Origin of the sequence: Paenibacillus rhizolycopersici, from assembly GCF_014947195.2 — a bacterium.
Classification (GTDB): Bacteria; Bacillota; Bacilli; order Paenibacillales; family Paenibacillaceae; genus Fontibacillus; species Fontibacillus rhizolycopersici.
On the sequence record NZ_JADCNN020000004.1, the window covers coordinates 111,479 to 126,693 of the forward strand.

Sequence of the window (15,215 nt, forward strand, 5' to 3'; positions counted from 1 at the left end):
GGGCGTTTTGCAATTGAGTTTGTTACTTTCTATTTTACGATCAAGCCAAGCAGTTTGGCAAAGCCGATGGCTTGCTCTGGTGAAACCGTACAGCCTGCTAAAGCATAGGTGGGAATATCCGCACGTTCAAACGTGCACGTACTGATATCCATACCCTTCAGAGTGGTTTCATTAAAATCGGTCTCATTCAGATCACAGCTCAGCAGCTCGACCTCCTTGAACTTGGAGCCGTAGAAATTCGCATTTTGGAGAGAACAGTCCTCAAATCTGACCTGTTTTAAGGAGGCCTCCACCAGGTCACTCAAATTCATGATGCAATGTTCGAACGTCACCGAGCCCGTATTGGCCTTGGATAGATTCAGTCCCGTCAACTTGCAGTCCTTGAAATGTACCCGATGGATAATCGCCTTCTCCAGCACCGCATTGGACAAATCGCAATTTTCCAGCACGACATCGGTCATGTCCATCCGCTCGAATACGGTGCCGGCAAAAGAACAACCACGGAGCACCACTTTGGATAGGATGCATTTTTCCAATACCTCGTGTTCGTAAGACGCACCCACCACCGTTGCTCCAACCAATTCATGGTCCTCATCTTTCAACACTTCATTCCAATTGGCTTCCGTTAAATCAGCCGTGAGTTGCGGGGCGCTCATTTTCGACTTTGCGGTCATCAAGATTCCTCCCCGGTTGACGTCTTCGCTAATTCATTTACCTCATCCAACAAGGTTCGGAGTTCGTGGATGCTTTCGCGGATTCCCTTCGGGTCTGGTCCTAGCTTTCCGTACATCAGATCCAATCGATCTTTGTAACTTTCCGGTCGGATGTCAAACGATTGGATGTTACGCACCGCCTTTTTCTCGTTCAAGCAATAACGGCCATTTAACGCATAAAGTGCTTGATTGAGGCTCGACACGCTTCGAAAAGCATGCCCGGTTACGTATGAGATATCGTCACGATCGGCACTTGATTCCATAAGCATCAGGGAAAAACCCGCTTCAAACAGAAACTGCCGCAACATGCCCTCTCGTAATAGAGGCGGGTACGGATGGGTCTGATTTTTCAGCCGGGTCAACCGGTCTTCCCGCTCCCACAAAATCCGGCATTCGGCTACCTCCCCCATATAAATGCTGTTCAAGAAAGCATGGGGATGCCCCGTTTGGTACATCATTTGGACAATTCCTTCACAGCAATCCTCAACTGCCTTTCGGACTACGGTCATATCCCGATACAGGAAATCTACGTGATAACCGCCGATGACGAGCCAACCGCCACCGTTAACCCCCGGGCCCCATTCGCCGATCCCCGTTAACAGATCGTTTCGGTGCTGATCGTCGAGATCCGTCGCGATTTGACCCAACCCGGTGATATCCAAACCGTTTTCGCCTTCATAGTACAAGCCGATGTCGATATCCGAATCGGGACGATGGGTGTTCGTCGCCCGCGATCCTCCCAATACGATGGCCTGAAGGCCTTCCGTTCCCTGCAGGCGGTTAACGATCCGCTCTAGGATGTGTTCAATACTCATGGTCTCCCTCCTCTATTCGTCAGAACTGCCCAAAGGTCATTCACTTGGCTTCCCTGCCGCTTCCAAAGCCTCGGCCAAGCCCTTTACATCGAGACCGTCTACGGCAAAAGCTCGCCGCACCAGCTCAGGCGGCATAAACTCATCGTACTTGCCTAGATAAGGAGCCTCCGATGCCGCCAGCAGCGCCTCCGGATGGTCGACGGATGCGAGTTCCGCCCGGATGGCGGACAGAAGTTCCTTGGCGCCTGATCTCCCCGCCACAACCATATAATAGGGTTCCATCGGCACCACCTGGCGCAGCCCCATTGGGTCTGTCAGATTATGCTTCAGCAGACGTTCCAGCGTGCGGAATTGCTTGCTCCCCGCCCAAGGCAAAATAAACAGTGAGTCGCCCCCCGCCGGAATCACCGGGCTGTTCAAAAGCCCGCTCTCCCGGGCTAACCGCCGCGCCCGCTCCAAGCGATTAGCTGCGCCCGGAGCGAGGTACGGGTACAACGTATGCTCCTCCAACACCTGGCGCATTTTCTGCATGACCCGGCTATGAACATCTCCTCCGGCGCCGAGCCAGAGCGTATCCACCTTGCCGCGGGAGGATTTCACGTACACCGCTTTATGCTTGCTGTCCACTTCCTCGACCTTCCACATCTTCCCGGCCAGCGAGAAGCAATAGCCGGGCGGCGGCACGGTGGTGATGCTGCCGATTTCCTCGGAGCCGTTGTAGACGACATGCTCCTCATCGTCCTTAAAGACGGCATAGAAGCGGAAGTTGTTCACGACCTTCTCCCCGCCAAGTCCGATGATCAACGTACCTTCTTCGGTCTGCTGGATGTGGTCGGTCTGCAGCAAATACTGCAGCATCCCTTTGTACTCCTCTGGCTCGACGCCGCGAAACGCCGGCAACGTCAGCACGGCCCGGGCCAAATCGGCCGGTTCCGCTTCACCGATGCTCTTCAGCGTGCTCATCGTCTGATGGTATAACACGCCTATCGGCTTCTTTCGCAGAGCTACGGGTTCTACCCAGCGCTCACGGACGTAAAGCTCGATGACGGCGATGGCCCGCAGCAGCATCCATGGCATCCGGGCAGGCAATTGGGCGTCCTCGTCCTCTTCCTCCGCACAGAGGAACATCATCTCCGACGCCTGATCTCCGCGCCGACCGGAGCGGCCCAGCCGCTGCACGAAGCTGGAGCAGCTATATGGCGCGCCCAGTTGGATAACCCGCTCGAGCTCACCGAGGTCGATGCCGAGTTCCAGCGTCACCGTCGCCGCGGCGACCGCCGGGCCGGGACCGGAGCGAAGCGCGGCCTCGGTCTCCTCCCGCAGCATCGCGGAGATGCTGCCGTGGTGGATATGAAACACGTCGCGCTCCTCCCGCTTCGCCGCAATCCGGCGCAGCTCCAGTGTGGTCAGCTCGGCGTCAGTGCGGCTATTGGTAAAGACGAGCGCTTTTTTGCGATGGGTGTTGTCATAGATGAAGTTGTAATAGTTCTGCTTGGCCAGCTCCAAATGCTCCGCTTCCCGTTCGTCCCGGGCATCCGGGAAGGAGAAGTGCTCGACCGACAGCTTCAGCTTCCGACCGCCCTGCGGAGAGACGACTTCTACCGGCTGCGGCGTACCCGCCCCAAGCCAACGAGCGGCGATATCGTAATCCCCAAGCGTAGCCGACAAGCCGATTCGCCTTGGCGAGCAGGAAGCCATTCGCTCTAATCGGGTCAACTGGCTGATCACCTGAATCCCCCGGTCGGCCCCCATAAAAGCGTGCACCTCGTCGATCATGATATACCGCAAATCATGGAACAATGCCGGGATCGCATTCGGGCGGTTCATCAGCAGCCCTTCCAGCGATTCAGGAGTAATTTGCAGCACGCCGCAAGGGCGCTGCATCAGCTTGGTTTTCTCCGCTTGCGCCACATCGCCGTGCCAATGCCAGACGGGGACCTCCCCGTCCCGCAGCAGTTCCTTGATCCGCTCGAACTGATCGTTGATCAGCGCCTTCAACGGTCCGATGTATAGAATGCCGACGGATTCCGAAGGCCGATGATAGAGCTCTGTAAGCGCAGGGAAAAAGGCCGCTTCCGTCTTCCCCGACGCGGTCCCCGACGCGATCAGGAGATGATTAGGCGTGTCGAACAACACCCGGCAGGCTTCTACTTGAGCATCGCGCAGCGAATCCCAATGTTTGCGGTAAATGTATTCCTGAATGAACGGAGCCAGCCTAGCAAACGGATTCCCCCCGCTCATAGCTCAAACTCCGCCAAGAAATCGTCCAACTCGTCGGTGCCGCCCTTGTTCTTGAAACCCTGGTTCCCGGATGCCGCATACTCCTGCTCCCGTTCGCCCATCAGCTCCTCGAAAGACAATAACGGCTGCTGATGCAGCAGGTGCAGCACATCCATGAAATCGCGCACAACCTCGCGTGTCGTCAGCAGCTCCTCGGCCCCAAGCCGATTCATCGCCGCCTGCATGAAGGCGATCAACTGTTCATCGGCCAAACGCATTTCATAACCGAAATGCAGCGCGTGAATCTCCCGCAGCTTCTGCAGCAAAAGCAGGATCTCTTCATGAGACAGCATGTCCAGCTTCAGAATGGGCGAGGTATACGAACGGCGCGTCCCGCTGCTGTAACGCCCGTCCATCAGCCGCGTGCGAAGTGCATCGTAGCTAAACAACCCGCGGCGTTCGTCCTCGACGAACTGCGGTGTCCCGCCTAAGTAGATGCCCAGGTACTGTGCCTTCCCTTGCATCGTGTCGTTAAACATCGTCAGAAGCTTCTCGTAATTGCTTTGACGGGAGACGCTGTTCGTGATTTTGTACAGGTTTACGCCTTCGTCGATAAAGAGCAGCAGCCCGCGATACCCGATGCGCACCGCAAACTCCGCCCATAATTTCATATAGTCGTACCAATTGTCGTCATCGATGATGACGCCGACGCCCAACTCTTGGCGTGCCTCCGTCTTGGTTGGGACCTCTCCCCGCAGCCAACGCAGGGCGGCTGCTTTCCGATCATCATCGCCAAGCTTATACCCCGACCAGTAGGCGGCCAGGACTTTGGCGAAGTCGAATCCATGCACCAGACTTTGCATCTCGTTCGTCACCGCATATATCCGCAGTTCTACTGCATCATGCAACTGCGGATCGCCGGGACGCAGGCCGGTGGCCTGCATTAGCTCCTGCTGGAGGGCGGCGATCCACTTCTGCAGCATCGTCTCCAGTGCGCCGCCGTCCGGCCGCGTTCGGGTCGACAAATGCATCATCAGTTCCCTGTAAGTCGCCAGGCCCTGCCCTTTCGTTCCAACCAGCCGGCGTTCCGGAGACAGATCGGCGTCGGCCACCACGAAGTCGCGGTCCATGGCATAATTGCGAATCATCTGGAGCAGGAAGCTCTTGCCGCTCCCATAACGTCCGGAAATGAGGCGAAAAGCCGCTCCGCCCTCCGCAATATTGTCCATATCCTGCAGAATCGACGCTACCTCCGGTTTACGCCCGACCGCAATATGCTCCAGTCCCACCCGCGGCACGACCCCGGCCGTCAAGGAATTGACGAGCGCCGTGGTCAACCGCTTCGGAATTTGCATCTGTTTCATCCACCATCACCTCATCGTTCAAAACTTATCCTCTATGTGATCAGCGCTGGATTAACGCCCTGTTATCAGCCACTTGCCAAGCTCCACACGGTAATCCTCCAAGATTTCGTCCCCATCGACCAAGAGATCCCCGATCCGCTCCATCGCGAGTTCGTTGATTTCATCGACCAGCAGCTCAGGCATAGAACCGATTTGCTCGGCGATCATTTGGCGTTCCGCAGCGCTCTGCCCCTGGAACAAAGCGGCCAGCATTTGCGCCTGAGGCGCGGTGAGACTCGCGAACAGCTCCTGCCATTCCTCCGACAGGGTTACAGACGCCTCTCCTTTGGTCTCTAGGGTCTCGCGCCGTTCCTCGATCGGCGGCAGAAGTACCTCTTCCGGCACCTGCTCATACCCCCGCTCAAAATCAAAGGTCGGCTGCAGCGGTTCGGCGACAGATATCTTCGGAGAACTTGCGACCTTCTCTGGCGGCAGACCCGGTGCTTCCGGCGCAAACGCCAGCGTCTGCTCTTCGCTCAGCAGCATGTCCCTCACTTCGTCGGATTCCTGCTGAAGCTTGCGCAATTTGGTCGCGTTGATTTTCACCTTAGGGATCCGGGCCTTCGCTTCTTCCGCCTTGCGACGATCGAACTCCTTGCTCAGGAATCGGTCGACCAACTGTTCAATCTCTGGCCCCACGTCGATTCCTCGAAGCTTCCCCTTATAACCCAACTGCTCTCGCAGCTTGTTCTCCGTCAGACGAACGAGTTGGGTCAAGAATGCGCGCAGCGGCGGATGCCCGCTGTAAGGCAGAATGGAGACCGGCTTGGTTCGACCGTATAGATCATGGTCGTACACGGCGCTGCGGAACAGGAAACGGGATACTTTCTGTTCCATCGGCTTATGCAGCTCCAGAATACGGCTTCCCTTGCTCTTTAAGAGATAGCCGTCCACCAATGAAACCACCTTCGGCACATAGTTTCGCAGTTCCTTACGTCCCTGCTCCAAATAAAAGCGGCTCTTCTCCACGTCATAATCAATCAACGTGAGAAGCAGCTCCCAGCTCACATCCAGCGGATCCGCGGTGAACCTTCTGCGCCATTCCAGCTCCTTCAGCTCCATCGACAAATTGCGCGGGAGCTTGGCCATCGGCTCCGCAGGCGGCATCTCTAAATCGAACACCAAAGCCAGATCATACAACCATTCCCGAACATAAAGATCCAGCTTGGGATAACGCTGTCGATACCCTTGCCAGACCCGTTCCATTAACGTGTATCCCTCGGCGGGTTCCGACCAGCCGACCCCATGGATCAGCTCGTACAGGTAGATGAATAGGTACGATAGGTCGGTGTCCGGATAACGTCCGGAGCGAACTTCATTCCGCCAGTACAAATACCATTTCAGCTGCCTTGGCTGCATTTCTTCATAAGTCGGCCAATACGTCTGAAAAGGGACAAACTCCGCCGTTTCCGCTACAGCCGTCTCCAGTTCCTTCGCTTTCTGGACGAACAGCTGCTCCCGCGAAACATAACGAAAATCCTGGTGCCAATCCATATCGCGCTCCCACAGATCCGGCGCTACAACTCGGCTCACGGGCTCCGCCTTGCCGTTCGCCTGCTTCGTGGCGTCATCCACATCCAATTCGGCGAACGTCCATCGAGGTTCCGTTCCTGACCGCCGCTCTCGATCTCTATGTACTTGTAGGCCGAAAAAGCCGTGTTTTTCGTCCGTTCCATCCTTCATCGTTCCAAAACCTCCGTCACGACCAGTCTATCATCGAACCGAAAATTTGTTCGCCTTTTGAATACTATTTTGCCCTCCCTTATAATGAAAAGCAACAGCAAGTTGCCAGGGAGGGCGAAAGTTTGATGAATAAATGGCTGAAGGCCTTATTATTTTTGATCGGGGCGGCCGTTTTGACCCGGTTGATTCCATTCTCCGATTGGTTCCGCATGCTAGATACGATGGTTCATGAGTTAGGCCATGCCATCGTCACATTGTTTGCGTCCGGACAGGTGCTCCGTATCGAATTGCATCCTGATCACAGCGGCGTTACCTATTCGGTACTGGCTTCAGGCTGGAGCCAATTGGCGGTATCCTTGGCCGGTTATTTCTCAGCTTCGCTGTTTGCGGTAGCGATGTTCTTCGGTTATTATCGGCAAAATCAAGCCGCCGGCCTTGTCCTCATCAGTATCTTGGCTTTGGCATCGTTGCTGTTGTTCGTACGATCGGGATACGGCCGGGGGTGGTTGATCCTGTTTGTGCTGATCAATGGGGCGTTCTTTCTACTAGGGGGGCGAATACGCAATTTCTATTACTTGCTGCTGGCTTTCTTATGCCTGGAGGAGTCGGTGATGGGGCCCGTCACGCTGCTGTTGAATTCCATCGTTTCTCCTAGCCAAGCGGGTGACGCGACCAATCTGGCCCAGCTTACGGGAGTTCCCCCTCTGGTCTGGTCGTTGATATTTCTAGCTATCTCATTGATTTGCGCCTTGTCCGCCTTGCAATTGTATTGGAATGACCGCAAACGGAGTCGGGAGAAGAAAAGAATGAGCGGATCGAGCTCGCTAAGCCCTTGAAATCGGCCTCATTTGTCCTTCACAATCGTACATCTCAGCACATGGACTTCCTGATTCTCACGAATCAGTGCATCGACATCGTCGCTGGATTCCACGTGGTCCTTCCCTTTATTTCTCACGATTACACCCAAAACAGTCGTTTCATTAGGGTTTACGGTGGTAGGCTGCATGGTGTGGATCATCATACTATCAAAATCACCTTTGGGGATTTCGAATTTGGAGCTGGTTACATTTCCTCTCTGCCTGTAAGCAAGCGTCCATACCTTGTCCTCCTCATTCATGCCAGGGGTTGTTAAATAAAGCCTGAATGGGTTATCCTGGGCCTGATCAAGTAACGTTTCCAGCCCAAGTATGGATCCTTTGCTCTCACCGTTCACGTATTGATCGATCCAAACATGCACCCGATCAGCTTGGATCTCTCCTAGGTTCACCTCAAATACCATGGAATTGCCGGCACCCGCCGCTTTGAGAACAGCATATTCCTCGTCCTCCATCGGCAAGGTTTGAATGGAAATGCCGTCGATCTCCTGCTTCGGTAAATGATTATCTAAGTTGACCATCTCCGAACGTTTCCCTTCGCAACCCGCGAGGACCAGGAAGGCAAGTAGAACACAGGCCGTGATGGGGTAGATGATGAATTTTTTCATTATGCACCTCACATACTGCTGATGTTGAAACGATTCCCGTCCGGATCATAGAAATGAAAACTGACCAACCCTTGAGTCAGAAAACCGCCTATGCCGGAGGTTTCGATCCCGCGTTGTTTTAAATATTGATGATATTTGAACAAGTCCTGACGTTCTTGAATCCAACATACCGGCTGGACTTGACCGTCCACTTTCCCCACATAAGCCTCTTTGTTTTTTTGTTCGAGCACCCAGAGCGACTTGTTCTCCGAATGATTTAGCTTTAGCTCCATCACCGCATAGCCGCCGGCTGGATGATGCTCAACGCACTTCATTCCCAAATGCTGCCCGTACCATTGAATCGACTCGTTTAACCGGCTGACCCCCAGTCTGACCCAGGAGGGCACCAAATCGGAGGAAGGCAGCGATCGATCCTCTTGGAGCGTTAACCGGATCCCTTCGGCGGTAGCCCAAACATCGAAATACTTGGTTTTGGGGCCCGAATACACGGTGGATACCCGCACTCCATCGGTCACAAAAGCGCGCCGCAAGCGATCCAATTCCCGGGTCCGAAAACACAATCGAAGATCGGGGTCCACGGTCCCGCGTTCGGCATAATGATGGGGGAGCCGGGTTCCCGTAAGATAAGTAACCAGCCAGGTCCCAAAGTCCATTTGAGTCATTTTGCCCTCTGAACAACGGGGATCGACCTTCCCATTTTCTTGCCGAAGCACCTTCCACCCGAAATACTTCTCGAACCACTCCACGACCTGATCATGATTATCCCACAACACATCGATCGTTTGACCGTCAAAATAAAGCTCGGGGATCTCCTTGCCCGTTGCCATAGGGGAACCTCCTTATATCCAGCTGTTTTCAACCCTATTATCCCTGAACCCGTCCGAATGATAAAGGAAAATATTTGCAAGATGCGCCGCTTCCATCTGAAACTTTTGTTCATATAATGCGACTGGATATAACAAAACAAGTTTAAAGAATGTCGATTTTGAGGTAAGATGGTATTCGATGTTTCTATGAACTAGGGATTGGAAAGGAACGGTGCGATGGACCGGCAGCAGCAAATCATTAAACAAGCCGAACAATTCGTGCAAGAAGTGCACAGCGGTGATGGGAGCGGACACGACTGGTGGCATATCCACCGCGTTCGGAATACGGCTCTTGCCATCGCTCGCAAGGAGCAGGCGGATGTATTTGTTTGCGAGCTTGCGGCTTTGCTGCACGACGTGGCGGACGAAAAGCTGAATCCGTCCAAGGAAGCCGGGATACTGCGTGTCCGCAGCTGGCTGGATGAACATGTGAGCGATTTGTCCGTTACCCGAGAAGTCATGGAGATCATCTCCACGATGTCTTATAATGGCGGCAAAAATCCTCCGATGTCTACGCTCGCCGGACAAATCGTTCAGGATGCGGATCGGCTTGACGCCATCGGGGCGATCGGGATAGCCCGAACGTTTGCTTTTGGCGGATCCAGAGGCAGATCCATGCATGAACCAGGCCAAGATTTCTCGGATCATGACTATCGCAGCCGCGGAAAAACGACGATCTATCATTTCTACGAAAAGCTGCTCAAACTGAAAGATTTGATGAATACCCGGCATGCCCAAAAGCTGGCCGAATCGCGGCATGAATATATGCTGCGTTTTTTGGAGCAGTTTTACCGGGAATGGGATGCCACCGATGAACATCAGGACGAACAAACCACAACAAATTCAGGTGATATGAGTGAGAATCGCATTTTTTGATTCAGGCATCGGCGGCTTAACCGTGTTAACGGAGGCCATGAAGAAGTTGCCGAAGGAAGATTTTCTTTATTTTGCCGATACGCTCCACGTGCCTTACGGGACCAAAACGCTGCCCGAAGTGAAGCGATACGTTCAGGAATCGGTTAGTGTCATCATGCGAAATGACATTAAGGCTTTGGTCGTAGCCTGCAATACAGCAACCAGTGCCGCCATTGAAGAACTTCGGCGCATGTACCCTATTCCGATCATTGGCATGGAGCCGGCCGTCAAACCGGCCGTCAAGCGAAGTCAAGCTGCCGGCAAACGAGTGCTGGTGTTTGCGACCTCTTTGACGTTAAGCCTATCTAAATATACCGACCTGGTAGCTCGGGTGGACGACCACAAGGTGGTGGATTCCATGCCTCTGCCGGAGTTGGTGCAATATTGCGAACAGCTGCAGTTCGATCGGGAAGAGATCGAGCGTTATTTCAGCCGCAAGCTGTCCGGCATTGATCTTGGGCAATACAGCACCATCGTACTCGGCTGCACGCATTTTCCTTATTACAAGACGATTCTGCAGCAAATTTTGCCGCCTCATATCGAGCTGATTGACGGCAGTCACGGCACGGTAGAGCGGTTGTGCTCTCTGATCGGCGGTTCGACCCTCTCCACTCAGGGGTATACGGGACATATCGAGTTCAGATGCTCGGACGAAAACCCGGCTTATCTGGACAAAATGGCGCGAGCACTGGATTACCTGCAAACGCAATATGCACGATAAATGAAGAGGCTGCTTACGTAAAAGTCTTGTCCAGGCGATGAATCGCTCGGGGCAGGACTTTTTTCGCGGGGGCATAGGGGTTAGTTTACTCCATCTCCTCATTCAATAGAACCATATGGATATGATCTTCCCACTGCCCGTTGATCTTCAAATACCTTCTGGATGTCCCCTCATTCTGAAAACCCAGCTTCTGGACCACGCGAAGCGAGGCCAGATTTCTCGGCATGATGTTCGCTTCAATCCGATGCAAGCGCATTTCGTGAAACGCATGGTTTACCACCGCTTCGACGGCTTCGGTCATCAATCCTTTTCCTTGTTCCTGCTCATCGATCTTATAGCCCAGATGGCAGGATTGGAACACGCCTCTAACGATATTGCTCATAGCTACCGCCCCAATGATTCTACCATCAAGGAATAACCAAAATTTACAGAGCGATCCTTCGTGGTTCTTAGCCGCCTCGTCCCGCAGCAATTCCTGTTGAACCGAGGAAGTGTAGAAGTCCTCCGTTCTTAGCGGTTCCCACTCCTCAAGATAGGTTTTATTCCGAACGGCAAACGCTAAGACCTGATCCGCATAGGTATCATCGATCATTTGGAGCGTCATGCGTTTCGTAGTGATTTTGTTTTTCATGGGTAACCTCTCTCTATTCGTTAGTCGTCATTCTTAATTTGGAACTCGATATTATATCGTTGCCTTAGAGAAGTGAATATCTTGCTTTACCCTGACGCTGGCTTTATACGCTTCGCTGAATCCTAGGGTTTCGATCTTTTGCTTCAAGACATATCTCTGTTCCAGGGTTGTCATTAGTTCATTGGCCAAAAGAGACGGGGTTAACCGGATTTCTCTAGCATTGATCCACCTGGCTTCACATCGCTCCCCTAGTAACGTAGCTTCAAAGCCTTCCCTAAACCAAGGATGTTCCTCTTCTTTGGAAACGCCGGGTTCATTCAGGCAAACGTAAAGCGAGATGTCGTCACATAGTTGCAACAGCATGAAATGCCGTTGGATGACCTCTTGAGGAACGCTTAGTTTGTCGGTGATCCGTTGCTGCCTTTCTAGCTCATGTTGGTAGAATCGAGCGCACGCCTCGTCTAGTGAATCCCTGATATGCATAAAAGAAGCATAGTGGAAACTGCACAACAAAGCCGCGTATTCATTCATGTTCTCCACTTCGTCGATGCCTTGCTGATATTTTTCAATTTTCGGGGTTAGCGGATAGTCCATGAAGGAATACGGCGCCCGGCTCTCCGTATTCCAAATTGGCGAGGCATCAAGCGGGATCCAGCCTCGGTCATGCTGATCTATGGCTAGCAAAGCACTTGATAGAAACTCGTCATTCAGAAATAACTCCTTCTCCAAACGGCTGGCGATTTCACCCGCCAAGCGCGCATGGTCATGCTGGGTGATCATCACAAATTCCCACTCCGTCTCTCGAATAATCATAGTTCCACCGCCTTTTCGTTGTGCATCTATCCTTTATTCCGATATCTTGGTACTGATGATCTGATGATCCGCTTCTGCTGTCAACTTAAACTTTGTTCCCTGCTCTTCAGGAAGAAGTTGATACCAGAACCGGACATTCCGATCCCCCGTTGCCTTAATAGACGCAGTAAAGCTCTCCTTTGTCGCATAGCTATAAACCTGGATCGAATCGATTTGCGGGTTTCGAATCACACCAAATAGAATCGGAGATGGAAAATATTGAACCGTCCAGTCACTGTCGGGATCTTTGTCATGGATTGAAGGCAAAGTATGACCCCCTCCATATCCCCATTTCCACCCAAGTAACGGCGTTTTTTGGACGTATTCTGCATTCATCGTTTGCCCGTTTTGAAGATCACGAAGAATGAACAGAATTTTGCCTCGATCCGTCTCGGCCTCGTATAAGAGATGCCCCTTCATCTCATACCTAACCTTTTCGACCGCCTCAATCGGAGTAGACGAAAAAAAATGGTTACTGACGTAGATATAGCCGAACCCCAACGCACCTAAAATCAATGCAAGAATAGTTAGCTTTTTCATAGATCCTCCAGAAAATGATCTCTTGCTTCATTATAACGGAACGTAGGGCCGCTGTTCGAACATTTCCCGGTTATTTCCCATGCTAACGGAGCCATAGGCCGCTATTCGGCTAAAGATGGAGCTGACGGGGCCTATTTCGACCCAATAAGGTCTTCACGTTCCGTTAGAGTTCACAGTCTCGTGTTTGCAGCCAAATAGCGTCCCTCAGTTCCGTTAACACTCGACCCACCTTCCTGCGAAGGTGGGTCGAGTTAAAACAAGATGATTAGAAAGACGGCAACTCCACCCAAACCCCGGGCGTTTCCGCCGCTTTCATCCCATACTCGATCACGGCGATCACGGCGACGGTTTCGGCAGGGTCGACCATAGGCTGGCCGGTTTCGAAGAACGTCACCATATTCATGATGAACGGCTCGAAGAAATTTGAGATCGCGGAGGCTTGCGTAAAGGTTCCGTTGCCGTATTTGATACCCAGCGTAAATGGGCAATTGTCCCCTAAATGGTGGATCGTGGCACGGCGACCTTCCCCGAAATCGATGAGAAGCGCGGGAGAATCTGCCGTTCCAGTATACATGACCCGCTGCGGATCGGCTCCCATCAATCGAACGATGGGCTCAATTTGATGGATCGAATAGTTGTCAAATGCGCCCGGCCCCCAGCTGCTGATCGTTTGGATTCCGGCCGGGTCGATCTCCGCATATTCGCTGGCAAAGCGGAGCGCAGACGTTGAATACATCGGTGTATCGTGATGTGCGGCCAGCTCGAATAAGCGAACCGCTGTCTCCCGATCCGGAGCAAACGTCTTGTCGATGTAAGTCGGCTTGCCTGACTGGAGCGGCAGCTGGGACAGTTCTTCATGAAATTCCGGGTTATCGGGAGACAACACGATCAAGTAATCGCTTCGCTCGACGACGTCTTGGATAGTCGTCAGCAATTCGATCCCGTTCTCCTTACACCAGGCTTCGTTCGTGCGTCCGTTCTCCTTGTCTCTTTTCCCATACGCATACGTCACCTTCATAGCGCCATCTGTAGCCTGCTCGATCCACCCGGGATATTTGCTGGCGTGGAACTGGTCGAGGTGAAGGTCGATAAATCCGATTTTTTTCATGGGATGGCGATTTCCTCCCCTTTGTCGGATGAATCATAGATAGCCTGGATAATCCGGGAAGACAGAATAACGGTATCAATATGCGAGGGCTGCTTCTCCCCCGTTTGGATACATTCCAGAAAGCTATCGATTTCCTGCTGATACATATTGCCCGAGGTGAATTTCGGCGTTGTTTCGGTCAAAGCGCCGTCTGTTGCCGTATAGAAGGTAAAATCCCCTCCGTAGTTCAGTCGAATGCCGCCCTTATCGCCCAAAAAGTCGATAAACATCTCCTCGACCCCAATGTTCTGGGCCCAAGCTCCGTTCAAGGAGATCGTGGGACCTTCGGTGCGGATCAGCGCGGTCACGAAATCGTCGACATCATAGGTGCCGTTATAATCCGGCGGTCCAGCCCACATTTTGAGGTAAGTATAGTTCGCCATCTCTTTCCCCAGCTTGGAGTAAGCCTGCCCGGTGACGGTTTGGGGTTTCGGATCGCCCGCGCAATACATGACGATGTCGAGGAAATGAACGCCCCAATCGATTAACGCGCCGCCGCCAGCAATGGCCTTCGTGGTAAAAGCGCCGCCCAAGCCTGGAATCGATCGATGTGAACGGAAGCTGGCATAGACATGATACAACTCGCCGAGCTCGCCGTTTTGAATCATTTTTTTGATGCGGTTCACGCTTTCGTTATACCGGTTGACTACCCCGATATTCAGAATTTTGTCCGTCTCATGCTGAACCTGCTGCATCTCCAGGGCTTCTGCGTAAGTGCGGGCTGCCGGTTTTTCGCACAGGACATGCTTGCCTGCCCGCAGGCATTCCATGGCGATGGAGGCGTGTGAAGCATTCGGCGTACAGATGGATACCGCATCGACCTCCGGATCTTCTACGATCTGCCGGTAATCCGTGATGGCTTCGCCGCATTCGTATTTGGTAACAGCGGCTTCCGCCCGATCCATCAGAATGTCGCAAAAATACTTGATTTTCACCTGCTTGTGAGCTAAGTAGGACGGGATATGGGCGTGGTTCGCAATCGTGCCGCAGCCAATCACGGCAATGGTTACTTGGTTCATCGGCTTACCTCCTACAACGTGAAATAGTCGCTTCAAGAAAGTCTATGATGATTCCTAGCATACCAGATCCATCGCGAATTGAGATGAGGTCGAGAGCGAATGCACATCAGATTACCATAAAAGGTCACCCGCCTCCCGTACCGTTCTCGTGCTGATCCATCTACAATGAATGCAATCATGGACATTCTGACGCTTAGCTCTTAAAAC

General features: G+C 52.9%; 15 protein-coding genes. 3 read left to right on the forward strand and 12 right to left on the reverse strand.

The window, feature by feature from the left end:
• Nucleotides 1–29: 29 nt before the first annotated feature.
• The 5 genes from IM700_RS05965 to IM700_RS05985 are packed head-to-tail and all read right to left on the reverse strand — an operon-like array spanning nucleotide 30 to nucleotide 6,834.
• On the reverse strand, nucleotides 30–674 hold the full coding sequence (locus IM700_RS05965; protein WP_193415118.1) for a pentapeptide repeat-containing protein: 645 nt from the start codon (nucleotides 672–674) through the stop codon (nucleotides 30–32).
• Entirely contained in the window at nucleotides 674–1,528 is an 855-nt protein-coding gene (locus IM700_RS05970; RefSeq protein ID WP_193415117.1) for a nucleotidyltransferase domain-containing protein, read from the reverse strand. Before IM700_RS05970 ends, IM700_RS05965 begins: the two co-directional genes overlap by 1 nt.
• 36 nt (nucleotides 1,529–1,564) lie before the next feature.
• A complete protein-coding gene (locus IM700_RS05975) occupies nucleotides 1,565–3,769 on the reverse strand; it encodes a DEAD/DEAH box helicase (protein ID WP_155605190.1) in 2,205 nt (734 codons plus the stop codon).
• Nucleotides 3,766–5,112 carry an ATP-binding protein gene (locus tag IM700_RS05980; protein WP_193415116.1) on the reverse strand — a complete coding sequence of 449 codons (1,347 nt, stop codon included), beginning with the start codon at nucleotides 5,110–5,112 and terminating at the stop codon, nucleotides 3,766–3,768. Before IM700_RS05980 ends, IM700_RS05975 begins: the two co-directional genes overlap by 4 nt.
• 51 nt (nucleotides 5,113–5,163) lie before the next feature.
• Nucleotides 5,164–6,834 carry a TerB N-terminal domain-containing protein gene (locus tag IM700_RS05985; RefSeq protein ID WP_193415115.1) on the reverse strand — a complete coding sequence of 557 codons (1,671 nt, stop codon included), beginning with the start codon at nucleotides 6,832–6,834 and terminating at the stop codon, nucleotides 5,164–5,166.
• A 125-nt stretch (nucleotides 6,835–6,959) separates the two neighbouring features.
• On the opposite strand from IM700_RS05985, the gene IM700_RS05990 reads away from it, so the two are divergent.
• A complete protein-coding gene (locus IM700_RS05990) occupies nucleotides 6,960–7,670 on the forward strand; it encodes a M50 family metallopeptidase (RefSeq protein WP_193415114.1) in 711 nt (236 codons plus the stop codon).
• An 8-nt stretch (nucleotides 7,671–7,678) separates the two neighbouring features.
• Here the strand turns inward: IM700_RS05990 and IM700_RS05995 are convergent, their stop codons facing one another.
• Nucleotides 7,679–8,317, reverse strand: coding sequence for a hypothetical protein (locus IM700_RS05995; RefSeq protein ID WP_193415113.1), 639 nt, complete (start codon nucleotides 8,315–8,317; stop codon nucleotides 7,679–7,681).
• Between the two features lie 8 nt (nucleotides 8,318–8,325).
• Nucleotides 8,326–9,144, reverse strand: coding sequence for a VOC family protein (locus IM700_RS06000; protein WP_193415112.1), 819 nt, complete (start codon nucleotides 9,142–9,144; stop codon nucleotides 8,326–8,328).
• A 216-nt stretch (nucleotides 9,145–9,360) separates the two neighbouring features.
• Between IM700_RS06000 and IM700_RS06005 the strand changes: the two genes are divergently transcribed.
• A complete protein-coding gene (locus IM700_RS06005) occupies nucleotides 9,361–10,059 on the forward strand; it encodes an HD domain-containing protein (protein WP_193415111.1) in 699 nt (232 codons plus the stop codon).
• Entirely contained in the window at nucleotides 10,040–10,819 is a 780-nt protein-coding gene (gene murI, locus IM700_RS06010; RefSeq protein ID WP_193415110.1) for a glutamate racemase, read from the forward strand. Before IM700_RS06005 ends, murI begins: the two co-directional genes overlap by 20 nt.
• A gap of 85 nt (nucleotides 10,820–10,904) precedes the next feature.
• On the opposite strand, the gene IM700_RS06015 is transcribed toward murI, so the two are convergent.
• The 5 genes from IM700_RS06015 to IM700_RS06035 form a co-directional block, all read right to left on the reverse strand.
• Nucleotides 10,905–11,450: a GNAT family N-acetyltransferase gene (locus IM700_RS06015; RefSeq protein WP_193415109.1), complete on the reverse strand. Its 546-nt coding sequence runs from the start codon at nucleotides 11,448–11,450 to the stop codon at nucleotides 10,905–10,907.
• A 51-nt stretch (nucleotides 11,451–11,501) separates the two neighbouring features.
• Nucleotides 11,502–12,263: a DUF3891 family protein gene (locus IM700_RS06020; RefSeq protein ID WP_193415108.1), complete on the reverse strand. Its 762-nt coding sequence runs from the start codon at nucleotides 12,261–12,263 to the stop codon at nucleotides 11,502–11,504.
• A 33-nt stretch (nucleotides 12,264–12,296) separates the two neighbouring features.
• A complete protein-coding gene (locus IM700_RS06025) occupies nucleotides 12,297–12,842 on the reverse strand; it encodes a hypothetical protein (protein WP_193415107.1) in 546 nt (181 codons plus the stop codon).
• Nucleotides 12,843–13,107: 265 nt separating this feature from the next.
• Nucleotides 13,108–13,950 carry a Gfo/Idh/MocA family oxidoreductase gene (locus tag IM700_RS06030; RefSeq protein ID WP_193415106.1) on the reverse strand — a complete coding sequence of 281 codons (843 nt, stop codon included), beginning with the start codon at nucleotides 13,948–13,950 and terminating at the stop codon, nucleotides 13,108–13,110.
• The gene (locus IM700_RS06035) at nucleotides 13,947–15,008 is read right to left on the reverse strand and encodes a Gfo/Idh/MocA family protein (protein ID WP_193415105.1); all 1,062 of its coding nucleotides are present in this window, start codon (nucleotides 15,006–15,008) and stop codon (nucleotides 13,947–13,949) included. Before IM700_RS06035 ends, IM700_RS06030 begins: the two co-directional genes overlap by 4 nt.
• Nucleotides 15,009–15,215 lie beyond the last annotated feature (207 nt).